General features: G+C 36.1%; 29 protein-coding genes and 3 tRNA genes. 8 read left to right on the top strand and 24 right to left on the bottom strand.

Going from position 1 to position 24,587, the window contains the following annotated elements:
• Positions 1-150 precede the first annotated feature (150 nt).
• From SMAR_RS05605 to SMAR_RS05580, 6 genes are all read left to right on the top strand, one after another.
• On the top strand, positions 151-843 hold the full coding sequence (locus SMAR_RS05605; protein WP_011839370.1) for a 16S rRNA methyltransferase: 693 nt from the start codon (positions 151-153) through the stop codon (positions 841-843).
• Between the two features lie 175 nt (positions 844-1,018).
• Complete coding sequence (locus SMAR_RS05600) at positions 1,019-2,902, top strand: anaerobic ribonucleoside triphosphate reductase (RefSeq protein ID WP_052833938.1); 1,884 nt, start codon at positions 1,019-1,021, stop codon at positions 2,900-2,902.
• A gap of 61 nt (positions 2,903-2,963) precedes the next feature.
• A complete protein-coding gene (locus SMAR_RS05595) occupies positions 2,964-3,767 on the top strand; it encodes an anaerobic ribonucleoside-triphosphate reductase activating protein (protein ID WP_011839368.1) in 804 nt (267 codons plus the stop codon).
• A gap of 4 nt (positions 3,768-3,771) precedes the next feature.
• Positions 3,772-4,743, top strand: coding sequence for an FAD-dependent thymidylate synthase (gene thyX / locus SMAR_RS05590; RefSeq protein ID WP_148676757.1), 972 nt, complete (start codon positions 3,772-3,774; stop codon positions 4,741-4,743).
• Positions 4,733-5,263: a dCTP deaminase gene (gene dcd, locus SMAR_RS05585; protein WP_011839366.1), complete on the top strand. Its 531-nt coding sequence runs from the start codon at positions 4,733-4,735 to the stop codon at positions 5,261-5,263. Before thyX ends, dcd begins: the two co-directional genes overlap by 11 nt.
• 102 nt (positions 5,264-5,365) lie before the next feature.
• Positions 5,366-6,640, top strand: a complete 1,275-nt coding sequence (locus tag SMAR_RS05580) for an MFS transporter (RefSeq protein WP_011839365.1) — start codon at positions 5,366-5,368, stop codon at positions 6,638-6,640.
• An 8-nt stretch (positions 6,641-6,648) separates the two neighbouring features.
• Here the strand turns inward: SMAR_RS05580 and SMAR_RS05575 are convergent.
• The 5 genes from SMAR_RS05575 to SMAR_RS05555 all read right to left on the bottom strand — a co-directional run bounded on the left by SMAR_RS05575 (position 6,649) and on the right by SMAR_RS05555 (position 8,847).
• A tRNA-Glu gene (locus SMAR_RS05575) sits at positions 6,649-6,760 on the bottom strand.
• A gap of 67 nt (positions 6,761-6,827) precedes the next feature.
• Complete coding sequence (gene sfsA / locus SMAR_RS05570) at positions 6,828-7,532, bottom strand: DNA/RNA nuclease SfsA (RefSeq protein WP_011839364.1); 705 nt, start codon at positions 7,530-7,532, stop codon at positions 6,828-6,830.
• Positions 7,533-7,598: 66 nt separating this feature from the next.
• Positions 7,599-8,075 carry a hypothetical protein gene (locus tag SMAR_RS05565; protein ID WP_011839363.1) on the bottom strand — a complete coding sequence of 159 codons (477 nt, stop codon included), beginning with the start codon at positions 8,073-8,075 and terminating at the stop codon, positions 7,599-7,601.
• Between the two features lie 22 nt (positions 8,076-8,097).
• A complete protein-coding gene (locus tag SMAR_RS05560; RefSeq protein WP_011839362.1) occupies positions 8,098-8,415 on the bottom strand; it encodes a ferritin family protein in 318 nt (105 codons plus the stop codon).
• Positions 8,416-8,466: 51 nt separating this feature from the next.
• Positions 8,467-8,847 (bottom strand): hypothetical protein, encoded by a 381-nt coding sequence (locus SMAR_RS05555; RefSeq protein ID WP_052833844.1) that lies wholly within the window; start codon positions 8,845-8,847, stop codon positions 8,467-8,469.
• A gap of 96 nt (positions 8,848-8,943) precedes the next feature.
• Here SMAR_RS05555 and SMAR_RS05550 point away from each other — a divergent pair, with 96 nt between their 5' ends.
• Positions 8,944-9,948, top strand: coding sequence for a zinc-dependent alcohol dehydrogenase family protein (locus tag SMAR_RS05550; protein WP_011839361.1), 1,005 nt, complete (start codon positions 8,944-8,946; stop codon positions 9,946-9,948).
• 23 nt (positions 9,949-9,971) lie between these two features.
• Here the strand turns inward: SMAR_RS05550 and SMAR_RS05545 are convergent, their stop codons facing one another.
• The 19 genes from SMAR_RS05545 to SMAR_RS05455 form a co-directional block, all read right to left on the bottom strand.
• Entirely contained in the window at positions 9,972-11,624 is a 1,653-nt protein-coding gene (locus tag SMAR_RS05545) for a proton-conducting transporter transmembrane domain-containing protein (RefSeq protein WP_011839360.1), read from the bottom strand.
• Positions 11,625-11,645: 21 nt separating this feature from the next.
• Positions 11,646-12,152 carry a Na+/H+ antiporter subunit E gene (locus SMAR_RS05540; RefSeq protein WP_011839359.1) on the bottom strand — a complete coding sequence of 169 codons (507 nt, stop codon included), beginning with the start codon at positions 12,150-12,152 and terminating at the stop codon, positions 11,646-11,648.
• A gap of 6 nt (positions 12,153-12,158) precedes the next feature.
• Positions 12,159-12,557 (bottom strand): sodium:proton antiporter, encoded by a 399-nt coding sequence (locus tag SMAR_RS05535; protein WP_212576995.1) that lies wholly within the window; start codon positions 12,555-12,557, stop codon positions 12,159-12,161.
• The gene (locus SMAR_RS05530) at positions 12,557-13,351 is read right to left on the bottom strand and encodes an MnhB domain-containing protein (protein ID WP_011839357.1); all 795 of its coding nucleotides are present in this window, start codon (positions 13,349-13,351) and stop codon (positions 12,557-12,559) included. The genes SMAR_RS05535 and SMAR_RS05530 overlap by 1 nt, the downstream gene beginning before the upstream one ends.
• Before the next feature lie 3 nt (positions 13,352-13,354).
• The gene (locus tag SMAR_RS05525) at positions 13,355-13,612 is read right to left on the bottom strand and encodes a hydrogenase subunit MbhD domain-containing protein (protein WP_011839356.1); all 258 of its coding nucleotides are present in this window, start codon (positions 13,610-13,612) and stop codon (positions 13,355-13,357) included.
• The gene (gene mnhG / locus SMAR_RS05520; protein WP_011839355.1) at positions 13,609-13,995 is read right to left on the bottom strand and encodes a monovalent cation/H(+) antiporter subunit G; all 387 of its coding nucleotides are present in this window, start codon (positions 13,993-13,995) and stop codon (positions 13,609-13,611) included. The genes SMAR_RS05525 and mnhG overlap by 4 nt, the downstream gene beginning before the upstream one ends.
• A 2-nt stretch (positions 13,996-13,997) precedes the next feature.
• The gene (locus SMAR_RS05515; RefSeq protein WP_011839354.1) at positions 13,998-14,282 is read right to left on the bottom strand and encodes an MrpF/PhaF family protein; all 285 of its coding nucleotides are present in this window, start codon (positions 14,280-14,282) and stop codon (positions 13,998-14,000) included.
• A 9-nt stretch (positions 14,283-14,291) separates the two neighbouring features.
• Positions 14,292-14,555: a hypothetical protein gene (locus SMAR_RS05510; protein WP_011839353.1), complete on the bottom strand. Its 264-nt coding sequence runs from the start codon at positions 14,553-14,555 to the stop codon at positions 14,292-14,294.
• On the bottom strand, positions 14,548-15,027 hold the full coding sequence (locus tag SMAR_RS05505) for an NADH-quinone oxidoreductase subunit B family protein (RefSeq protein ID WP_011839352.1): 480 nt from the start codon (positions 15,025-15,027) through the stop codon (positions 14,548-14,550). Before SMAR_RS05505 ends, SMAR_RS05510 begins: the two co-directional genes overlap by 8 nt.
• Positions 15,017-15,544, bottom strand: coding sequence for a 4Fe-4S dicluster domain-containing protein (locus SMAR_RS05500; RefSeq protein ID WP_011839351.1), 528 nt, complete (start codon positions 15,542-15,544; stop codon positions 15,017-15,019). The genes SMAR_RS05505 and SMAR_RS05500 overlap by 11 nt, the downstream gene beginning before the upstream one ends.
• A gap of 7 nt (positions 15,545-15,551) precedes the next feature.
• Positions 15,552-17,198: a hydrogenase large subunit gene (locus SMAR_RS05495; RefSeq protein WP_011839350.1), complete on the bottom strand. Its 1,647-nt coding sequence runs from the start codon at positions 17,196-17,198 to the stop codon at positions 15,552-15,554.
• 29 nt (positions 17,199-17,227) lie between these two features.
• Positions 17,228-18,133: a respiratory chain complex I subunit 1 family protein gene (locus tag SMAR_RS05490; protein ID WP_011839349.1), complete on the bottom strand. Its 906-nt coding sequence runs from the start codon at positions 18,131-18,133 to the stop codon at positions 17,228-17,230.
• Positions 18,117-18,422 carry a hypothetical protein gene (locus SMAR_RS05485; protein ID WP_011839348.1) on the bottom strand — a complete coding sequence of 102 codons (306 nt, stop codon included), beginning with the start codon at positions 18,420-18,422 and terminating at the stop codon, positions 18,117-18,119. The genes SMAR_RS05490 and SMAR_RS05485 overlap by 17 nt, the downstream gene beginning before the upstream one ends.
• Positions 18,419-19,963, bottom strand: coding sequence for a complex I subunit 5 family protein (locus SMAR_RS05480; RefSeq protein WP_011839347.1), 1,545 nt, complete (start codon positions 19,961-19,963; stop codon positions 18,419-18,421). Before SMAR_RS05480 ends, SMAR_RS05485 begins: the two co-directional genes overlap by 4 nt.
• Entirely contained in the window at positions 19,963-21,438 is a 1,476-nt protein-coding gene (locus tag SMAR_RS05475) for a complex I subunit 5 family protein (protein WP_011839346.1), read from the bottom strand. Before SMAR_RS05475 ends, SMAR_RS05480 begins: the two co-directional genes overlap by 1 nt.
• A 73-nt stretch (positions 21,439-21,511) precedes the next feature.
• Positions 21,512-22,048, bottom strand: coding sequence for a 4Fe-4S dicluster domain-containing protein (locus SMAR_RS05470; RefSeq protein WP_011839345.1), 537 nt, complete (start codon positions 22,046-22,048; stop codon positions 21,512-21,514).
• 20 nt (positions 22,049-22,068) lie between these two features.
• Entirely contained in the window at positions 22,069-23,175 is a 1,107-nt protein-coding gene (locus SMAR_RS05465; protein ID WP_011839344.1) for an FAD-dependent oxidoreductase, read from the bottom strand.
• Positions 23,176-23,322: 147 nt separating this feature from the next.
• Positions 23,323-23,398: transfer RNA gene (locus tag SMAR_RS05460), tRNA-Gly, on the bottom strand.
• Between the two features lie 222 nt (positions 23,399-23,620).
• A complete protein-coding gene (locus SMAR_RS05455; protein WP_011839343.1) occupies positions 23,621-24,322 on the bottom strand; it encodes a nucleotidyltransferase family protein in 702 nt (233 codons plus the stop codon).
• A gap of 104 nt (positions 24,323-24,426) precedes the next feature.
• On the opposite strand from SMAR_RS05455, the gene SMAR_RS05450 reads away from it, so the two are divergent.
• A tRNA-Phe gene (locus tag SMAR_RS05450) sits at positions 24,427-24,500 on the top strand.
• The last annotated feature ends 87 nt before the right edge of the window (positions 24,501-24,587 follow it).

The following is a 24,587-nucleotide window of genomic DNA, read 5'->3' as shown; positions in this document are numbered from 1 at the left end:
GCCCCAATCACCAACTATAGAGTATTACAAATTCAAATCCTGGATTCTGTATTGTTTAATTATGGTTGATGCTATAATATATTAAGCCATCAACATGTATTTACCAATTATCACGGTATTCATGAAATATTGGTATAATGGTGTAGTAATATGAACATGAAAGAACCGATAAGCATAATATTGTTAGAATCAGCTCTAGAACTAGTTCCTAAGGAGTTATGGAAGCACCCAGCCGTGGTAAAGAATGCGAGGAGAAGAGGGAAAAAACCTGGCGAGACCTTGCTTGATGTTTCACTTCATTATCATGCAATGAAGAAACTGAAGGACAAAGAGAAACGAGGAAGACCAGATATTGTTCATATATCCTTATTAAACGCTCTTGAAAGCCCATTAAACAAAGAAGGATATCTACGAATATATATACATACTTATCCCGGACACATAATATTTGTGAAACCAGAAACTAGGATTCCAAGAAATTATAATAGATTTGTCGGTTTAATGGAACAACTACTAATACATGGCAAAGTACCCCCCGACAGCGACGACCCATTATTATATGTGAAAACTATGACAATAAGTGATCTTCTCGAAAAAATAAATAAAAATGGAATCATATTGTTGAGAGAACATGGAGAAAAGGAAAAACCTGAAAATATTGTAAAATATGCTGTTGAAAACAATTATGCAATTGGCATCGGGGGATTTCCTCACGGAGACTATAGCCAAGAAATTATTAGTATTAGTAAGGCTGAATTCTCCATATATAATAAGCCATTAACCACATGGATCACTATATCTCGAGTAATAGTAGGAGCCGAACACCTATACAATATCATATAATCAACTGATTAAACAATATTTAATGCTATTATTCTTCCATAAAAAACCTAACAATAGCGGAATAACCGTCATTATTATAAGGTATTACCAAGACATAGACTATTTGCAAAAAAGTTTCGTTTTAAAAGCACCTATACTGTTTTAGGAGGGAAATATTTTGGAGAAGCTACTAGATATGCAGAAAAAAGACCCTATAATAGAATATGCTAAATGGAACAGTCTCGACGTGAACGAGAATGCAAATAGATACATGGGCCCAACAGGCTTCTTTAGCTATCTACTCGAAGAATACATGATGAAAACACTACTTGATCTACTGCCATCGCCTGTACTAAGAGCACATATTGATGGATACATATATGTTCACAAATTACCTTATAGCATATATATTCCATACTGTACAGGACACAGTGTTTCACGCCTATTAGAGAAGGGCTTAAAAACACCTACAATCATATCAAGGCCTGCAAGACATTTTGACACATATGTTGATCACATAGCTAATTATCTAATAACATTACAGCATTACTTTACAGGAGCTCAAGCATTCTCAAGTGTTGAATGGTATGCTGGGCCATTCATAAGGAAAGATGGACTAGATTATAGAACTGTAAAACAACAGATTCAAAGACTCATATTCAACTTAAATTATCCAACACGTGTCGGTATGCAGACACCATTCACTAACTTCACAGTAACACTTGATGCTCCGAAGAAAATGCTTACAGGAGACTATGCAGTATATGATGGACAGAAAATTGAGCCGCTAGGAGAATACTATAAGGAAGCAAAAACATTCTTCTTAGCTCTAACAGATATTCTATACCATGGAGACATGTATGGACAACCATTCACGTTCCCAATACCAACAATTATGACAACCGCGAATATGATCTGGGATGAACCAGAGGTTTTCGAAGCAGTATTTAAAACAGCAGCACATCGTGGAAGCTTTTACTGGTTAAATACTAGAGTGGTCGACCCCGATGCAAGCTATGCTATGTGTTGCCGCATAAATATAGATAAAAACGAACTCCTCTACGCATATGGGACAAAACCTAAAGGATTAGGATTAAACTTTAGCCTGAAGAAGGATCTAGAACAACAAAAAGAGGAAACAATGAAGAAGATAGAACAACAAAGATTCGGCGGATTATGGGCACTCCCAGATATTACAGGCTCTGTAAATGTTACAACAGTAAATCTGCCACGTATAGCTCTAGAAGCTAGAGGCGATGATACAAGATTCTGGGAACTCTATAGCGAGGTACTAGAAATTGTTAGGATTAGTGAAGAATGGTTTAGAAGACGCTACCTAGACCTCATGGCTAAATATACTGGAATGTACTCTATGATAAAAGAATACTTGAAAGAATTCCCATCATCTCATTTCAACACCATCGGTATTCTTGGATTACCAGAGGCGGCTGCAATCTATTTACAAGAACCTAGGCTCTGGATGGAGGGGTCAAGGAGGGATTGGCTAAAAGCAACGGATATTATGAAGAAAATGGTTGAATACGCAGTTAGTCATGCTAGGAAATGGATGAAAGAAACAGGTACGCCGTGGAATGTTGAAGAAGTACCTGGTGAATCAGCAGCTGCTAAACTAGCTATCAAGGATGTAAAGAAGTATCCGGAAGTACTAGAATATCTAAGTGATCCAGATAATCCTATCTATTCAACAAGTATAGCACCATACTATGGAGAAATAGATCTACCTGAGAGAATAGAGATTGAATCAAAAGTTCAGAAAATATTTACTGGAGGAGTAATGATGCACATATTCCTAGGCGAAGAACCTGATCCCGAAGCTCTCGCTAAATTGACGAAGAGACTGATGCAAACCGATCTAGTCTATTGGAGCTATACACCTGCAATAACACATTGTAACAAGTGTGGTAGAACATTTACAGGATTATATCGTAGATGCCCAGTTTGTGGAAGCGAAGACGTAGAGGTGTGGAGTAGAATTATAGGATATTATCGTCCACTAAAGAACTGGAATCCATTCCGTAGAAGAGAATTTTGGACTCGTAAACATTATAAGCAGAAATAATAAACTTTTATCAACCTACTTTTATTGCTTATCACTCAACAATTAATTAATGGTGAAGGAATTGTCTATAACTACTGAACAGTTCTCAGAGATTAAACATAGAAATATCTATTTGATCGGTAGTGGTTGGAAACCTATTAGCATGATAGACGTATACAACTCTGTAACATTCACATTATGGCTGTGTGGCTGTAATCTAAAATGTCCTTTCTGCCATAACTGGATGCTAGCCATAAATCATCCAAGTACATGTCGTTACCTAGATATTAATAAGCTAATCGAAGAACTAGAGTCTGCTAGAATATTAATAGATTACCTACATGTAACTGGGGGAGAACCGCTTATACAGTACCGTGAATTAGAAAAGATATTATCGCTGGCAAAGAATAATATCGGAGTCAATATTAGTATAAACACGAATTTCACATTATATAAACCATTAAAACACTTGATAGATTCAGGCATAGTTGATCATTTAGCAACTGATCTAAAGATACCATATGATCTTCTCTATGGACATAGTAAAGAAGTAGCTGATACCCTGTGGAAACTATTCATTAAATCATTAGCACTTGTATCTGAATATAATGTTCCACTAGAACTTAGAATACCTGTTATGAAAAACATTAATATTAAAATATTCAGAAAATACCTAGCTGAAGCTCTCGATAAACTCGATAAACACAATAACTACTATGTTATTATTCAGCCATTACTGGGTCCACCCATAACAAATCCTAGAAATCCGGAATGGTGCAGAAAATACTGTGATCCAGATAAGCATACACTTTATCTTATTAAGAACGAACTAGAAAATATGGGTATACAAAGACTTATCGTACGTGAAACATTAAGTTTTGGGTGAAGAAATGCTTGAAGAAACATTAGCAAACCATAGAATTTTATCAAAGATTAAGCCTAGTGTTAAATTATTTAATTATATAGGGGATGCCCCTAGAATAATCGCTTCAGCAGGTAAACAAACATTATCACCGAAGGAATTCAGCGAAATATATGGGAAAATGAATAAAGATAAGACAATGAAGTGGATCACTGAACTAATAAGAAGAGGACATGGTTCACCGCTTGAACATAGTATTTACATATTCGAAATAACATGTAGTCGTGTAGCTAGTCATCAACTCGTGAGACACCGAATAGCCAGCTATACACAGTTAAGCCAGAGATATAATGATAAATATTTGAGAAACATGATCATGCTTGCAGCAACTAAGCTTGGCTATGAAAATATAGAGAAAAACAATATAGGCGAATACATGAAGATATTAGAGGAGACCATAGATTCGAGTCTAAGCTTTTGGGACATGTTAGAAATTATTGGTGAAGCCTTCATTGTACCGCCGAAGATAGTGAAATCGAATAATAGAGAATTTCTCAAACAACTGCTAAGAAGCGTTAAGACATATTATTCATTAATAAATAATGGCATATCTTATGAAGACGCTCGCTTCATACTTCCCCAAGCAGTTAAGACACGTATACTTGTATCTATGAATGCAAGAGAACTCCTAGAAAGCTTTTTGCCTCTGAGAATGTGTAGTCATGCTCAGTGGGAGATTAGATACATAGCTTGGCAGTTATGGAGACAACTTGTAAAAATACATCCCGAAATATTCAGTTATGCTGGCCCCCGATGCGTATATATGGAAAACAGAGTTAGACAACAACCCTGCAAACTAGACGAATATATTAATGGGAAATGTGAATTCATCATAACTAGATGCCCAGAACTAGTACCTAGAGAAGGTATAAGAAAATGCATTAATTATGCATCTAAAGATTTATGGAATAGTATGGGTGATGAAATAATTGATACTTAGTGATTGGGATATACGAGTTTATCTTGAAAAGAAACTATTAGTAATTAATCCATTATTTCCCGATACTATACGTGAAAACGGTGTTGATCTAAGGTTCGGATATCAATTTTGTAGGTTTAAGAAAGACCAAAACATAATAGTAGATACAGCAAGAGATCCTGTAGATAAAACATTGGTTTGTGAAGAAACAGATGAAAATAATGGCATAATAATAAATCCTTTAGAACACGTATTAGCTACTACTCTTGAATGGGTTGAAATGCCTAATGATCTAATTGGCTTCGTTAATTTAAGAAGTACATTTGCCAGATACTCACTATATATACCGCCTACCATAATTGATGCTGGATTTAAAGGAAATATCACCATTGAATTAATAGGTGGAAGTATACCTGTAAAAGTATATCCAAAACAGAGATTCCTTCACGTAATTTTTGCTAGAACAAGTAGTCCAGTATATAGACCATATAGCGGAAAATACCAAAAGCAGAGAGGTGTTACTCCTCCGAAACCCGACTAATCTTCAGCAAAAATAATATTTTATAGTTAGTTTATTTATTAGATAATGGTTGGATCATTCCTAGATGTTCAAATCCTGAATATAGAGGTGATGCTGAACATAATGAATAAAACATTTGATAAAATACTAGCTTTATCTATGCTAGCATGGATGAGTGTTGCTGCTAACCTAGGTAATGTAGGATTCATAATTAATGGTTTAATAAACGAGTTACAAATCACTGATCCAGGATTGAAGGGTCTTCTCGGCTCTAGTAGTTTATTTGGGATGCTTATAGGAGCATTTATCAGCGGATTCCTCGGTGATAATATAGGGAGAAAGAAGACAGCTATAATTTTCGCAGTACTACATGGAATATCAGGTGTTATAGCTGTTTTAGTTATTAATCCATTATGGTTTATAACATGGCGTATTCTAGCCGGCATAGGATTAGGCGGAATACTGCCTGTATTAGCTAGTCTTGTATCAGAATATAGTTTACCGAGCAGTAGAGGTAAAAGAGTAAGCCTACTCGAGAGTAGCTGGGCTTTAGGATGGCTCATACCCATCACCATAGCATATCTTTACCTAGGCATTATGGGGTGGCGGGTTTATGGATTAATTACCAGCATAATTGCATTAATTCTTTCACTTTCAGTCTTATTCTTAGAAGAAAGCCCACGATACCTTCTATCAATAGGGAGAAAAGATGAAGCCCAAAGATTAATTGAAAAATATAATATTAAACTATCGAAGCACATTGGTATGAAAACAAACCTCATAGCCGGAGTTAAGTTGTTATTCAGCAAGGATCTTTGGAAAACCACTATAGGTTTATGGATTATATGGTTTACAATTACAATGGGATATTATGGATTATTCATATGGTATCCAAGACTCCTATCAACACATGGAGCCGAGATCGGCTTTGAAGCATTAGCTAACTACTTAAAGACTAAAAGACTAGAATACTTATTGATCATAACACTTGCACAAATACCTGGATACTATAGTGCTGTACTATTAGTTGATCGTATAGGCCGTAAAAAACTTCTTGGAACATATCTCGTACTAACAGGTTTATCAGCATTTATACTAGCGTATGCTAGAACCATAGACCAGTTCTTAACGGCGGGAATAGCATTAAGCTTCTTTGATCTAGGGGCTTGGGCGGCATTATATACGTATACACCTGAACAGTATCCAACCAGTATTAGAGTATTAGGAACCGGTTGGGCATCAACTATTGGTAGACTAGGCGGAATACTTGGCCCATATATAGTTCCCTTCCTAGGATCTTGGCAATCAATATTCATATTCTTCGCAACAATACATTTCATTGGAGCACTAGGTGTTCTAACAGGTAAAGAACTGGCAAGAAAAGAAATGATTGAATGATTTTTATATGCCGCCGCCGGGATTTGAACCCGGGTCTCCCGCGCACGGGCCTTCTTGTATTGGCCCTGTGGACACGGGCTCGAGAGGCCCGCATACTTGGCCGGGCTATACTACGGCGGCTTCTAGGTATTTCTGTGTCCTATGTGGTGCTAATTAATTTTACGTTCTATATTCTATATATTTTGTTTCAGTCTAGTATTACTGGGAGATCAGGGTTTGCGAGGACAATGCTTCTATTAATTGGGTCATAATATATGTTTATAGCTTTAATTAATACTCCTTTCTCTCTAGCCTCACGCAGTAATTCGGCAATAACTTGGTCACCATGTTTATATGGTTTGAACCCTTTAACATGGGGTAGAGCTGCCATAAAAACTATTAATGATTTACCACCCTCTTCAACATGTTTTATTAATTCTCTAATTTGTTTTCTACCCCTAATAGTTGGACAATCTGGATATGCAGCATATATTTGCTGATATCTAAGAACAGCGCTCTTCAGCTCTGTATATACGTATTGATTATTACATTTTACAAGGAAATCTATTAGAGAGTTATTTAAGTGAACGTTTCGAGCTACTAATACACAGTTTTTAAGCCATGGAATATGATTGTCGTTAAGTAGTTTGATAAAGCTTTTTTCTTGGAGATTAGTATCTATTAGTGAAGCATATTCTTTATTTTTTACTGCGAATAATCTATACTTTAGCTTTTTACCCTTTATTCTTCGACAATACCCTACCTGACCATTTACAAGGAACTCTCTCAGTCTACCAGTATTATTAATATGTACTTTCTCAATTCTATTATTAATATTGACTTCAACTACAAACCTATTAATTCGCCTTAATATCTGACAAGGGATATGATCTAAATCGTTAAAAATAATCATTATAACACCGTCTAATATATGGTAAGAAAAGCAATAAGTGTTTTAATTGAAGAAAAAATTTGTGTTCTAACCACCAGGTGAGCCGTGCCAGGGACTATCCTTCCATATAGCGTCCCATAGGTCTTCTTCGGTAAAAGTCTCTCTCTCAGCAATCTTTTCCTGGATTAGTATTAGTAACTTATGGTGTTTAACTTCGTCTTCATGTATTGCTTCAAATATTAACTTCATTCTCGGATCCTCGGATTCTTGAGCAAGTTTTTCGGTTAATCTAACCATTTCAGCTTCTGTCTCTATATGTTTCCTAATGCCTTCCTTAATAATTGCGAGCTCTTCCTCAGTTAGCAACGGCTGTGCACGAGACAAGAGTTCATATAGGGATTTATAGAATATGCTGTGTTTATCACTGTCTTGAGCTATGCCTAGAATTAATGCTTGGAGAACTGGGTGTTTAAACTTGCTTGCTAATTCTCTTAGTTCTTCAGCATATTTCCTTTCTAGCTCACTCATTTCCCGAGCTTTTTCACGTATCTCCTCAATCTTCATATTTATTCACCATATCTAATTTTTAATCATAATTGTTATTAGGTATTTCCATCCCAGTTAACTCAACTACTTCTTCGCGTCCTGCACGTAATTCTTTTACTTGCTCCGGATCCAGAGCTTTTAGAAGTGTGAGAAACTCGCCTAGATGAGTCTTTTCTTCTCGAGCAATATCAATGAATACTTTTCTAATATTTTCGTCTTCTATTTTCTCAGCTAGTTGTAGATATAAATTAATAGCGTCTAGTTCAGCAATTATTGCATATCTTATTGCTTGTGCTACTTGTTCGCGAGTGAATTTAGTATTCTTAGGTATTATATCCAATGGATTCTTCGATAACAAGAAATGAATCACCTCAAACCGAGAATGCTTTGTTCAAATAGGAAATTGTGCTCATTTAACTATAAGCTTTACTAGTGTATTTATAACATGTTTAGCAATCCTAAAAATTTCTCTTCTCCACAAGTATATGATTAAAATGATTATTATTTGTCCAAAATCTATTGTTATCGCTGTTCCATTACTTGTTATTTCTCGCACTAGGAATAATTGAATATTTATTGTTTCAAATTTACTTAATAGGTAAAACAGGTAATAATGAAAAATTATTGTTACAGCTGAGATTATAGATACTACAATTTTAGTTGTTCTTTTCATTTCAAATATAGATATAATAACTAAAATTATAAGAAGTAAAATACACAAAACTTTCTCATAACCATATAACGGATTAATTATTCTCGTTGATAATATGTACAGGGGATATGGATTCATTCTCTCTATCCTTCTTAAACTTTTTATCCAAACATTTTCAATGCTTGGATATATGTATTAAGGTTAAATAATTAATTATTCTAATGGTGAATAACCTTGAAAGCCATGGTTCTCTACGAGCCTAAACCTGTAGAGAAGAATCCATTAAAGCTTAGTGATGTTGATATAAGGGATCCGCGTGGAGACGAAGTATTATTAGAGATATCATGTTGTGGAGTTTGTAGGACTGATCTACATATTGTTGAGGGGGAACTCAAGCCCATTAAATTACCTCTCATACCTGGTCATCAAGTAGTGGCTCGGGTAAAAGAGGTTGGGGAAAATGTTGATAATGTAAGTAAAGGTATGAGAGTAGGAGTTCCATGGCTTTACTGGGCATGTGGGAAATGCAAGTATTGTAGGAGAGGGTTAGAAAACCTATGTGATCATGCATTATTTACTGGATACAGCGTTGATGGAGGATACGCTGAATACATGATCGCTAAGAAAGACTTTGTACATCCACTTCCAAATACTCATGACGATTGTAAAGCCGCTCCTCTACTATGCGCTGGTGCTGTTGGGTATAGAGCTCTACGCTTAACTGGGCTAGTAGATAAGAGAGATGGTATACTAGGCTTATTCGGGTTTGGTGCGTCAGCACATCTAATTCTCCAAGCTGCAAAAGCACTTGGTTTAACTGTTTATGTATTCACACATAGTCCATGGAAGATAGAGTACGCATATAAGCTCGGAGCAGATTGGGCTGGAGATACAAAAGAAACACCACCTAACAAATTGGATGCAGCAATAGTGTTCGCACCCGTATCATGGGTCTTTATCGAAGCATTGAAAAAACTAGATAAGGGCGGAAGAGTTGTTTTAGGAGAAATCTATATGTCGCCAATTGAGAAACTTGATTATAAACTATTATGGTTAGAGAGAGAAGTAAAAACAACAGCTAACGTTACACGTAGAGATGTCCGGGAATTTCTAGATATAGCGTCAAAGTACAGAATATATCCTGATATAACGATTTATAAATTGGAAGAAGCCAACAAGGCGTTACAAGACCTTAAACATGGAAAGATCAAGGGCCAAGCTGTTTTGAAGATAAAATAACGAAGAAACACAACTATTTTTAACTACCTCAACAGAGGAGAAGTAATATATTCTAAGATCCCCTTAACTGTACTTGTTGAACCAACAATTTCTTCAATATAATCTATTCCCCCCAGCAAGCACCATACTCCTAATCCTAATATTATTAAAACCAGTACTATAAGCGTAAATGATGATATAGGGTTTTCCTTAACTTTTCCTATAAGCCTTGAAGGACGCGGCGGTATTATTAAATTGACTATTATTCTCATGTATCCCAACATGCTTATAGCTGTTGATAATATTAGTATTAATGCAAACACCAGTTGTCCAGACATCATTAAAGCATTAAATAATAACAGTTTACTAAAGAAACCTCCGAAAGGCGGTACACCTAATAAGTGAAGTAATGATATAATCAATGCTGTCGATGTTATAGGTGTTAATCTTCCTACTCCACGCATTTGAAGAATATTACGTGTTCCAGTGGCCTTTATGAATATACCGCTTGATAGAAAAGCCAATGTTTTTCCGAAGCTATGATTAATTATGTGTAGAGTTACGGCAACGATAACAAGCGAGAGAACAGTAGTATTTAAGCCTCTTAAACCTGCACCTATACCCATAAATATCATTCCTAAGTGAGCTATTGTAGAGTACGCAAGTATTCTTTTAACATCGTTCTGTATTACCATAACCAGACTACCAATGATCGCTGAGATCGCTCCAAGCAACATTATTATAAACATTAGTGTATCCCTCAAACTTACGCCAGAAGGAGAAGGCACATCTATTAATGAATTAATCCCGAAAACCGTATACATTATCCTCACAGTAGCATATGCACCCATTTTAACAACAAGTCCTGAAAGCGCCGCCGACACAGGCGTAGGTGCCTCGGGATGAGCATCTGGTAACCAGAAATGATTAGGAAAGATCGCTGCTTTAAAAGTGAAAGCCCATAACGCAAATGCTATGGCAATAGCAGTAGCCAGTATTGGATTGCCGTAACTATTTCCACTCATTATGCTGAAGAATTTACATACATTTTCTGCTTCAGCACATATCCATGCAGATCTAGATTTTACCGCAAGATCAGCCATGTTAACAGTTCCATATGTGCCATAAATGAACACTATTGCTAGGAAAAACATTGTTGTGGCTGTAGCACCTATTAAACTATACTTAACGGCTGCTTCAATGGCTTCTCTACGATCTCTATGAAAGGCCACGAGTCCATAAGCACTAATAGCTAATAATTCAATCATTACGAATAAATTGAATATATCACCCGTATAAACTATTCCTATCATAGCAGCTTCCAATAGGAGAAGCAATGTATAGTACCATTCTACGCCCTCTTCACTCCGCATATACCACCAGCTATAGATGATAACTATTAGCATATCAATAGCGACTAATAAGCCAAGCAAACTGCCGAGTCCATCTACAATGTATATTATTCCTATAGGTGCGATCCATCCACCGAAATTATATGCTATTGGTTTTCTATACACAATGTTTACAAGATTAAAATTAAGAATAGTATAGATCAAAGCCAGAAACCCGAATATAAACGCATAGATGTGATAAAATATTCTCTTCTTAATTATTAGTGTAAGCAAGGGTATAACAAAGGCTGATATTGTCAACAAAAGAGGGATTATTCCAAGGCTTGTCTCAGGCATAGCAGTCATACATACCACCCATACACATTGTTAATCAAATATTTTCTGCGCATAGCTCTCAAACTTAGAACTAATTATTTTCCATGCCTTAATGGGATCACGAGTCTTCGTATCTATCCAGTGTACATAGAACAGTTTCTTATCTTGGTTTATATCGACAACCACTGTACCCGGGGTATTAGTTATAGAGTTTGCAATGAGTGTCATAGCATAATCTGTTGAAACATTATATGGTATTCTAATTATTCCGGGGTTTAGGTATGGTTTAGGGCTGAGGGCTCTTTTAATTACATCTAAATGTGCTTTAGTCTCGGCGACTAGGAAATACCAAATAATATATTTTAACATATATAATGCTCTTCTAATGCTTAATGCTTTACCTGGGTTTTCAACAATAAATACACCAGTAAGTAAACCTATTATTACAGCAACCATTATTCCCGTCAAAACATCATATAAGCTTATGCTTCCAGTAAAAATTATATAGATAATGAAGGAAACAATGATAGCTGGGATAGATCTTTTTAATTCATACATTAAACCTCACCTTCTCAGCCCCTTAGCTTTTCTAACATCGACTGTACCATGAAGCCTATAATATTGTATGATTATGAATGCTATGAACAGAGTAACTGCTAATCCTATAACAATCGCGGTTAAGACTAATGCTTGAGGTAATGGATCAACAGAGTGCTCAATATAATATTTAATAGATTCATTATATGGTGTTTTATTCATGAGAACAGGGGGTTGAGGTGTTCCATTCTTAGGCCATCTATAACCAACTAGTATTGCAAAAGCATTAGCTGTGTCTGACAATATCGTTATGGCTAGTAATTTCTTCACTAAGCTTGGCCTTGCAAATATCCCATATAAAGCAATACCTAAGTTTACATAGAGACAAATAACAATAACACTTGAAATAAACAATGTTGTCTCCACTATTTCAACACCTCTAAAACCTTTTCTTCTTCAACACTTAGAAGTAGGAGCACTAATGTGAAACCAGCTGTGACAGCAATATATTCAAAAATATTAAATAATAATAGACTGCCTCCAACCAACATGTTATCTATCCACATAGGATACGCTAATGGAGTGTCCAGCTTAGGCTGGTTTTGGAAAATATATGCATTTAAGCCAAGGATCATTGCTACTAATAATAATGCAATGGTCGTTATACCTATACCTAATAATCCAACGCTTCTTAACAATAAAACTCTAGACTTAGTTAACCCCTTACTCGTTAATGCCCTATAACCAAACACCATGATTACGAGAATAACTATCACTGTAGCTACACTTCCAGCCTGAAAACCTCCACCCGGCGTTAAATGTCCGTGTAACGCTATAGAAGAAGCAACAGTAGGGATCAATACTAGGCTTATTCTAGTAACTGTTTTGGCTATTGGGCTCATACCATAAGCTTTACCAGCACCCTCTATTTTAACTCCCCTATAGATCGCTATAGATGCTATTACGGCGCCATAGAATACCGCTGTTTCGAAGAAAGTGTCTAAACCACGGAAATCCCATACTATAGCAGTTACACTTTCATAACCACTGCTAGTATTAGTAATATTATAGGGATTATATGTTGAGGATAAGTACACTTTTGCAAGCTGCCTTATATTTATTGGTGGCAGCTCTCCTAAACCACCAAGACTAGTTATGTATGCTAAGCTGAATATGAATACAATAATAGAAATAATCACGAAAATATCTGATGTTTTCATTTCTCAGTCACCATCATATCTCTCAGTTTTCTTCGTAACAAACAATAAGATAGCAGGTGTTAGACCGACTGAGACCGGAACATAGACTAATACAATGTCTGGAGCCATTAGAATATAAAATATTAATGCATACATCGCACTTTGAATCGCGGAGTAAACAATTGCTCTAACCATATCTCTTTCTTTAATAGCTAGATAAGCAGCTATTACACTAGCAATACTTACCAGCATTAGGAAAGCTAGAGTAAATTCTTTAATCATTCTTTCTTATCCTCCAATTCATATTTTAGATCTTCTTCTAAATGATCAAAATTTATTGGCTGTTTAGGAGCTAATCCCGCATGATGAGCAGCTTGAGCAAGGACATGCGTACCAACGGGAGCTAATATCATTATTAGTAGTGCCGCTACGAAACTTGCACCGGACAAGAAAAACCTATATACGCCCAGCCATGTAGATCCCAATGCAATGAATGCTACGCCGATCAACGGAACAACTGCTCCACCAATTGTACCAACTGTAGCTGCATGCATACGTGTATAAAAGTTTGGAAATCTAATCATGCCTATAGATGCTGCTAAATCACAGAATACACCTATAACTACGAGTATTTCTCCAAAATATACCAATAACTCTTCAAACACATCTATTCACCCATTTCCTTATGTGTAAAGTATTTTGAAACATATATATCTAAGGCGTAAACCCATAATGCAAGAACTATTGTGCAAGCTATCAATATTGGTGAACGATATATTATAGATAATAAAGCGAGGAAAGCTGCAATATCAAAAGATAATGCGTCAATAGCTAGTACTGTATCGGGAATACTAGGTCCGCGAATAGCCCTGATAATATATAATGTAAAAGCCAATAAATAGAATGGAAAGACGAACAATATAAACAAGGTTACTTGATGTTCTAAGCTCAATATTATCCCCTATATCTTTAATTTAATATAGTATTCAGGGGAAATATTGAGATCAAACAATTTCTTAATTAATATAGGATCAAACAAGTTAGTTTCACCTCTTAAACGTAACGCTTTTCTATTTTCTTCGGGTAAATTTTCTAAATCAAGTTCTTTCTCACCTAGCAATTTACAAATTCCAATAGAGGCAATCATATGTCTAGAAGCTAGAGTTTTTTCTTTCTCGACATATTTGCAAATATAAATTTTCAATTGCATAATTGGTTTATTCAATAATTTTCACCTCCTTAGCAACTTTTTGTTTAACTAACCCTAGAAGTAATGCTACGCCATATATGATCGCTTCTGGCCTGGCAGGGCATCCTGGAACATATACTATTTTATCTATTTCTATACCGTATTCTTCAAGAATCTTCTTTAATTCATCAACTCCTCCTATTACGGAGTATGAATCATACCATATGCCTCCCCCCACAGCACAAGCACCTATTGCCATCACGTATCTAGGTCTAGGAACTGCTCTAAGCGCATTGATAACTTTAGGTAATGTCTTCAGAGTTATAGGACCCGTTAAGAGTACTAGGTCTGCGTGTCTAGGTGATGCTACAAGCTTAATACCAAATCTTTCAACGTCGAAATATGGGGTTAGAGCGTCTAGTATCTCGATGTCGCAGGCATTACAACTCCCCGTGTTGAGATGAAACACCCATATACTTTTCTTCAAAATATTATCTTTACTCTTCAACTCTAACCCCTCTTCTTAAAGCAATTGACGAATAGAATTTCTTCTTTCTACAATCTGGGCATAGATCTATATAGTTTTCGGAGACTGGAACTCTATTTATAATAAACTGCTTCATTTTTCTGGTTATATAAGCTGATCCGCAATTAGAACATTCATATATCTTATGTATTAATGTAGAGCTTAAATCATCTATTCGTGTAGATGCAAGTTCGAATTCGTTGGTGACCGTTATTGCACCTACTGGGCAGACTTCGGCGCACCTACCACAAAATATACACCTGCCTATAAAATAATTAATCATTATTATGTTTTCTTGCTTAGATAAAGTCAATGCATTGGGAGGGCAAACATTTACACATGCTCCACAAGCTATACACTTCGAAGGATCTATAGATATTTTTCCGCGGAATTCACTGGTAATAAGTGGTTTTTGATACGGATATAATACAGTTACTACTCCTGCCTTCTTTGCGACAGAGATCAGTTTTAATGGTTTTAGGAGTTTTCTAACTAACATAACATGATCACCTTCCCGCCTTAATTATTTGCTCCATAGAAGCTTTAAATCTCCTATTTGATCTTAGATCCACTATTACTATTCGATCCGTACATGAGAAACACGGATCAATGCTAGCTATAGTTAATGGTGCATCAGCTAATGGTGCATCGCGAAGCATAATTTTCAATGCTGGAATATTCTGATAAGTAGGCGCACGAACTCTCCAACGATAAGGTCTTCCATGACCCGTTATAGTTACATGTATTACCTCGCCTCGTGGTGCCTCAACGTTTCCTATACCTATTACTCCCTCAGGAACTTCTAGCTTTTCAGCCATTATGGGTCCTCCGGGCAATTTATCAATTAGTTGTTCTAGAATATATATAGATTCAAATACTTCATCTATTCTAACGAGAAGCCTGGCTAGATTATCTCCCTCATTATAGACTGGTACTTTAAAATAAACATCTCTATATGCAGCATATGGATAATCCCTACGAACATCCCTGTCGAGACCCGAACCCCTAGCAACAGGTCCTACTACCGAGAGCTTTCTTGCATCATCTCTTGACAAAATGCCTGTGCCACTAGCTCTTTTAACTATTTGCGAAATACTTGTAATTAGATCTGAAAGATGTTTAAACTCTGATCGAATATATTCTATAGTGTTCTTTACAGCCTCAATTTTGTCCATGTTTATATCTTTTCTCACTCCTCCAACGAGATTTATACCATATGTTTTACGACTTCCCGTTAAGAGCTCTGCAAGTACCATCACTTTTTCTCTAATCCTCCAAGTATGCATAAACCCTGCATCATAGCCGAGAAGATGACATACTACCCCTATCCATAATAAGTGGCTATGTAAGCGTTCAATCTCTAAAATAATGCTTCGAATATACTCTGCTCTCTCCGGAACATCTATTTTTGCTGCTCTTTCAACGCTCATAGTGTATGATACGCTATGAACGAATCCACATATGCCACATATTCTCTCAGCTAAGAAAGGTATTTTTTGATAATTAAATCGAGGTGCCTCAGCGAGTTTTTCTATACCTCTATGAACATGAAAGCCATTATATTCTACATCAACTACTTTCTCTCCTTCTACGTATAGTTCAAAATATTCAGGCTCGTGTAGTGCGGGATGATATGGTCCGATAGGTATTCGTTGACCCGTGGGTGGTTGTCTGGGAACTTTCCTAGGTTTAGGCCTATAGGTATATTCAACATCTTTTCTCAGAGGATATATTCCTTCAGGCCACTCATCAGGTAGAACAAACCTGTGAACCTTTCTATTTTCAAACTTGATCCCTAATAGATCCCAAGCTTCCAACTCATACCAATCAGCAGCCGGGACAATATCAATTATTGACGGTAAAACAGGTTCATCAGCGCTAGTATGTGTCTTAACAATTATATTTAAATGAGCTGCGTCAAGTCCAAAAATATAATAAGACGCAAAAGTGCCATTCAACGATCTTTCATCAACCGCTACCATAGTTCTAAAATACGCATTCAGATCATTATGAATTATGTCTACAGCTTTTCTTAAATAATTTCTATCTATACGCAACATTAAAGCTTGGTCACCGATATACTTAGTTTCCTTTACAATATCTCCTAGTTTCTCTATGATATGCTGCCTGACACTATCAATTCTATTTATCATGTTTCATACCCTCATTTTTATTATATATTTTATATCCCTATTAACCATAAAACAACAATTATTGAATAAAAGAGTAAATAAACAACAAACATCGTTCTAGGAGCTAAATCTATTCTCGATCTAGCCAACAATATACTGACTATAGCGTAGATAAGCCAAATAAAAAATAATAGCAAATAAAATAAAGCAGCCAGTACAATATCATTAACCAAGCTTTTCAGCGGCAATAGTATTAAATTGGCAATAAACCCACAAAGTATAGCCCGTTTGAGAAAGTTTGTATAGAGAACAATACCTAGTATTGGACCACTAAACTCAATAAGCACTCCACTAGCAAGTTCGGGTTCTGCTTCAGCTAGATCGAATGGCACTCTTCCAGAAGACACATACGATATAACAATTAATAAAACAATGAAAAGAATATATATTGCGGAATAGTTTATGTTCGTTAAATCGCGGAAGCTTGTACCACCTATATACACCATTAAGCCAAAACCAGTAAGAATTAAGAATAACTCATTAACCATTTCCAATAAAGCTTCTCTATAAACACCTATAGTTGAAAAAGGATTTCCAGGAGATAAGCTTAAAGCTACCCATAATAGCTGAGAAGAAGCCAAAAGTATTATGAATAATATTAAGCTGTTCCGGCTATTAGAGAATATACCTATAGATCCAAACGGCATAAGTGGGATCGTTAACATAGATGTGGTAAATAGTATAGACACGATGAAAAAAGTGTTAACGAACGTATCTGTTGCAACTTGTTCTTTAGCTAGTAATTTCCTTATATCGTACCATGTCTGAAAAATTGTAGGAGGTCCTACTCTGCTATGCAGTCTAGCTCTAATCTTTCTCTCTAAACCATCAAGGAGTGGTGGAATAAATAGGAATACTATAAAAGAAATAACATAAATGCTAATATCCAATAACATACAGTATCACCGTTGCAACTATTATTGTCATAGTCATAAGGAAGCCTATATACAAACTGCTCATTACAAGACTTTCCTCAATACTTTTCTGAACACTATTAATTTTCTCTGCAAACCTATCAGCTGATCGCAAAATCGCTTCCTCGATCTTGGCTCCCACAATACTGGGAGAAACAATTATTTCAGCGCCGATACGGCTTAATGGTTCCCTAATATTAGTTATCCCTCTCCTGACTTTTCTCAGAATTTTTTCCAATTCGTAAATAATTGATGCTTTTGCTAGACTCATGGATAAGCACCTCCAATCCAGGGTTCTTCTTCACGTATTTTTATCCTCTTAATATTTAGTTGCGTAATCAACAACGCCAAGAGTAAAATAATATCTAGTATTAACACATAAATCGATGAAAGCAGAACATATACCATATATGATCCAACTATTCCTAGAACAATTATTAGAATAACACTAAGAATTTCGCCCCAATCTAAGAGATAGTACTTAATGACCCTGCCGATAAAAGGCTTGTATCCCCCATAATAGCTCCCCAAGTATTTCAGCACATATACGATCCCAGCTGCAGACATGAATGCTAGCGAGACAAGCAATGGGACACCTATTACTCCATATCTTATAACAGCAAACAATGCAGCTGCAAACCCTAAGAACTTTGCTATAAAACCAATAGTTGGAGGAGCCCCTAAAAGACTTAATCCACCAAATACAATTGTGAATGCACCTCTTCTATCTATCCTAGCTAGATATCCTAGATCGTATATTTCCCTTGTATTTGCAAGAATCTCCATGGTACCAGCATTCATAAAAAGTAGTGACTTAGAGAGACCATGAGCAAAGATTAGGAGCAGAAAAGCATATAATACTATTTCTTCAAAACCAGTAAGGGCATAAAGTCCTACAAAGCCCATTATACAACCACTATAACCCATAGTACTATATGATAACAACCTCTTAGCATCAGATTGTAGAATAGCTTGTAAACCAGCATAGATAGATGTTAGTAGACCCAGTATAATCAATATCGTACCAGTAAGGATATAATCAACATTAATCATGTAGAATATAATTAGTATACTAAAGACACTCATTTTCTCCATAACTCCACTAAAGAGAGCCGATGCTGGAGTAGGTGCCACTGTATAAGCGTCTGGCAACCAGAAATGAAATGGGACAAGAGCTGCTTTCGCTATAAAGCCTAAAAGAATCAATATAGATAATAGTGGATTAACACTACTTTGTAAAAGCATTATATTCTTAATTGAGAGCGAAAATATATTTTCTAACCCGATATTTTGAGCAAGAACTGCAAGCACTGTGAATAAGCTTATATCAGCTGTTAATGCACCAACTACTAGATAAGTTATGGCAGCTCTCCACGATTCATGTGTTCCATTAAATAATATTATCATAAAACCTATGAGCTCAGTTATAATCCAAAACATTACAAATTCTATCAATAGTGTTGAAGAAAACAACATCAACATAGAAACTGATAGTATCTCTACCGGTACTTGTAAAACTCTCGCCATACCAAATAAGACTCTAGAGTATCCCTCTGTATAAATGGTTATAGAAACACAGATAAGGCTAAGCAATAACAGAAATGGATAAGATATACTATTTAAAATATGCATATACAATGCATCAATCACAACAAACAAGATAATTCCAATATATCCTATTACACGGAGAATCCTACCCAAAATTCTTCTTTTATCAACAATGCTTCCACCGATAAGTATTAATGATGATAAAGTTGCTAAGATAAGGTATTTGGTAACTAGAATACTAGCGTCAACACTATTCATAAGCATCAACTCGTACTCACCTCCCTCATTATACGTGCTCTAATATTGTAGTAGAAGACTGCGATCAATACAGCAACTAGTAGAAGTGCAAAGACATTTACAATGGAAAGAATAAGCAACATTCCAACATTGAACAAGAGAAAAATAATTAACCCATAAATTATGCCCAAACTACCCATTATCAGCTCGATTATCTGCGGATATAAAGGTATATAAGAAGCCGAGAATTCAATTGATGTAACGCGCCAGTGTATAGATAATATTCTATAACCATAGATAATACTTATAAGTATTGCATAAACAATAGTTAGTAACCCCAGCATCTTCAAAGCTAAATCATTAACTATTAATAACGCAACAACAGCAACTAACTTACCTATAAAACCTATTGTTGGAGGTACTCCTATAACACTCAAGATGTTAAATAGAACACCCATACTAGAATAAGGAGTAAAAGCAACCAACCCGCTTAGACGCTCTATGTTTCGAGTATGTGCTAACATAACTATTGTCCCAGTATTAATGAATAATGCAGCCTTATATATTGCATGAGCATATATGTTAAGCATCGTGGCAGTATATAGAAGGTTATTATGTGATATTGCATATATTGATAAGAGAGCCGCTATGAAACCTGTATTGCCAATGGTACTGTATGCAAGTAGTCTCTTAATATCTTTTTGAACAAGTAAAACTGTAAACCCATAAATTGATGTAAGAATACTTAGGCTAAGCAATATCCACCAATAGCTAATCGGTAATCTAAGAAAACTAGTTATTCTTATCAATCCATAGAATCCCATCTTTACCGTTAATCCACTCAATACGCTTGATGCACTACTTGGAGCGATACTGTGAGCATTTGGTAGCCAAAAATGAAGAGGCACTATTGCTGATGTAGTAATGAATCCTAGTGTAACAAGCAATGCTTGTATAAGATCTAAGTATGTCTTAGGTAACTCATTGAATGGCAATATTAAAGAATCAATTATGCTAATATTCTGAGACAAAATAGCTAATATGGAAAGTGCAGATAACTCAAATGCCAAGCTCTTCAGGAAAAAGAACCTATATCCTGCACGAAAAGCTTCGTCTCCACCCTCGAAACTGACAAGTAGAAAACCAATGATTTCAGTGATTGTCCATATAGATATAAATAGCAATAAATTAGGAGCTAGAAATGTATATATAATGGTTATGTTGAATAAGTCCAGTAAACGAACTAGATCCCAACTTCTATCATATTTTGATCCAGCATACCATAAGTTATATAAGCTAACGAGCAACCCTACAGGTATGGCCACTGCTATAAATACGAATGAAATGGGGTCGAATAATCCTAATAAAGACAAAATAGCAGGTAATACATATGCAATTACTCTTAAGAATACTAATAGGCTCCTTTTCCGCACAGGTAGATAAATTACAGATATTGATAAAATCATGAAAATTACATAGATAATCATCATTGTGATTATCATGTGTTTTCCCTTGCAAAGGTGGTTATATTAAGTCAATTAATAAATAAAACTATGAATATTTATATTTTCAATATTAACTTATCGATTCTGTGCTGGGCCCGGACATCTTTGCTTTGATCATTAACTCCGCTTTCCTCTTTCTAATTTGTTCGCTTATATCTTTAGGTTTACCATACATAATCGCTTCTGCTGGACACATCGCATAGCAGGCTGGATCCAAGCCTTGGGCACGTAATGGTCTACATAAATCACACTTTGTCGACACACCCACCTTGGGATCAAGCTCTGGTATACCAAATGGACATGCATATAGACACGCCATACAACCTATACATTTCATGTACTCAACATAAACTGCGCCACTTTCATCCCTTGTCATAGCTCCTGTGGGACATACCTCGATGCATGGTGCACGACTACAGTGTAGACACGAAATAGGTGTTCTTAGTCCAATGCTTGTTTCATAGATTTTAATGAATGGTTTACCGTTGTGTAGGAAGTCGCATACTGCCTCACACGTATAACAGCCTATACACTTATCTAGATCTATGTATCTCATATATACGAGTTCTTTTTCATTTTTAGAAGTAGATGTGGCTATATTGGACACCTCATATATGTGAGGCTAGCTCATAAAATCTTGCCACTTAAATATGTATGTATAGATTTAGATGCGTAGAGAGAAGTTTTTATTGCATTACCTATGAAGCTAGGGCCTGTTACAACGTCTCCAGCGGCCCATACTTTTGGATTACTTGTTCTAAATTTTTCATCTACAATTATTTTGTTTCTTTTATCTAGCTTTATTCCTAGGTATCCGTTGACAAGAGGCGGAGTAGGTATTTCTCCTATTGCCTCAATTATTGTATCTGCTTCTAAGTCGAATTCGCTTCCAGGAATAGGTATTGGTCTTGGTCTACCGCTTTCATCAGGTTCTCCAAGCCTCATTCTTTGTAGGCGAATCGCTTTCACTCCTCCATTCTCTCTGATTATCTCTACTGGGCTAACGAGCTCAATCCATTTAACACCTCTTTTTATAAGTTTGTTTATCTCATAGACACCTGCAGGAGCTTGTTTCTTTGTTCTCCTATAAGCAATCATAACTTCTTCAACACCTTGTTCAAGTGCCTCCAGAGCTGCATCCACCGCGCTTAAACCAGCACCTATTATTACTACTTTTCTCCCAACACTCGGTTTATGATCAACCAACCCTTTCTCCCAAACACGTATGTCGTAGAGATACTCTACTGCGCTCATAACTCTAGGACCTTCCTCTCCAGGTATTCTTAGTTTTCTACTTTGCCATGTACCAGTCGTAATTAGGACCGCATCACTTTCATCAACAATATCTTTTAGATTAATCAGTTCCTTCACGAAGTGATCGCCTTCCTCTTTTGGTGGTTCATGATTACCGAATATCTTAATATTATTCTTAAAGACAACACCGAACTTATCTCTAAGCTCATATATGCCTTCCAATACTGTTTCATCACGTATCCTAACTTTAGGAATGGCGAAAACCATCATTCCTCCAGGTAATGGTTGTTTATCATATACTGTTACGGAGTAGCCTAGACAAGCGAAATAGCCTGCTGCGGCAAGCCCTCCAGGACCAGCACCTATTATAGATATTTTGATTCTTGAACGCCCTGCAGTAATTGATGGTGGATTTTTACACATCCATGTAAATCTCAAAAATGACAACCCCCGCATACTTAATATAATAGTTTTTAGCATCCAATACCCCGTATAACCAAGCAAACTATAAAATGTTATGGTAAAAACTGTGGGCTAATGTATAACTATACTATATGATTAGAGACATTACATATATACTTAACAGATAAAGTATAGAGATAAAAATATTCAGCCTAATTAAGGTAATGCGGCGGCCGGGATTTGAACCCGGGATCTCCGGCTTGGAGGGCCGGCGTCCTAGTCCAGGCTAGACGACCGCCGCATCTAGCATCGAGTCTATAAATGGTTTATTTATTCAAGGTTTAAAACTTTGTTTCTACTAGCCTAGAGGATTTATGGGTAAAAATAAATATTTTTGAACTAACTAAATTTTATTTAACTATTATTAGCCCCATATACTTATTGTTATTATTGTGGTTAAGTGATGATAAGAGGGTCTCATGAGCCCTATGAAAAAGGCTGTGATGAGAGCCGGAAAATCTGATTATAATTTGCCTCCAAGCTTTATTATTGCTTTAGTTGCTTCTTCTAGATCCTTATATGTATCTACAGATTTCCAGAATACACCTGTATACTTAACGGCTCCTAGAACTCCATCTTTAGCCATTGCCGGAAACGCTGTTCTCTCCAGATCCCCTCTCTCTGGGAAGTATTTTAGAGCCGAAGGCTTCATTGCATATATGCCGGCGTTTATCCAGTAATCTTGTAGTTTTGGTTTTTCAACGAAACCTGTTACTTTGGAATCCTTTATCTCCAGTACACCGTAAGGGCTAGGTAATGGTATACTAGCTATTACAGCTACGAATTCTGGGTGCTCATCTAGTTTTTCGAATAGTTTCATTGGATTAAGATTTGTTAATATATCTCCGTTTAATACTAAGAATTTCTCCTCTTTAGAAAGAATATGTTCAGCGTTCTTGATTGCGCCACCTGTTCCTAATGGTTCGTCTTCAACAACATATGTTACTTTAACACCCAGTTTTCCACCACTCCCAATATGTTCTATTATTTTCTCTTTCCTATATCCTACAAGTAATACGAACTCATTGAAACCATACTGTTTCAACCATTCAATTTGCCATTCAAGAATTGGTTTTTCAGCAACGCTAACTAGGGGCTTAGGTATTTCCTCTGTATATGGACGTAATCTCTTACCGAAACCTCCTGCAAGAATTACAGCCATCATATCTTTTTCGCCTCCTAGAACACCTGATGCTGAATATTTCTAGATATATTTAAATTTCTAATAAAACTAATAAACCCAAATGCTAAACGATATATATTGAAAACGCCGCCGTAGCTCAGCCTGGGAGAGCGCCCGGCTGAAGACCGGGTTGTCCGGGGTTCAAATCCCCGCGGCGGCATCTTTTTCTTCATTTAAAACAGTAGCTGGGAGCCTAGAATACATTATTATTCTTTACTACCTAAAACTAATATTTTACTTCTAACTA

The organism is Staphylothermus marinus F1 (assembly GCF_000015945.1).
In the GTDB taxonomy this organism is placed as follows: domain Archaea; phylum Thermoproteota; class Thermoprotei_A; order Sulfolobales; family Desulfurococcaceae; genus Staphylothermus; species Staphylothermus marinus.
The sequence above is the reverse complement of the archived record's forward strand: the minus strand, read 5'-3'. Positions and strand labels throughout refer to the sequence as shown.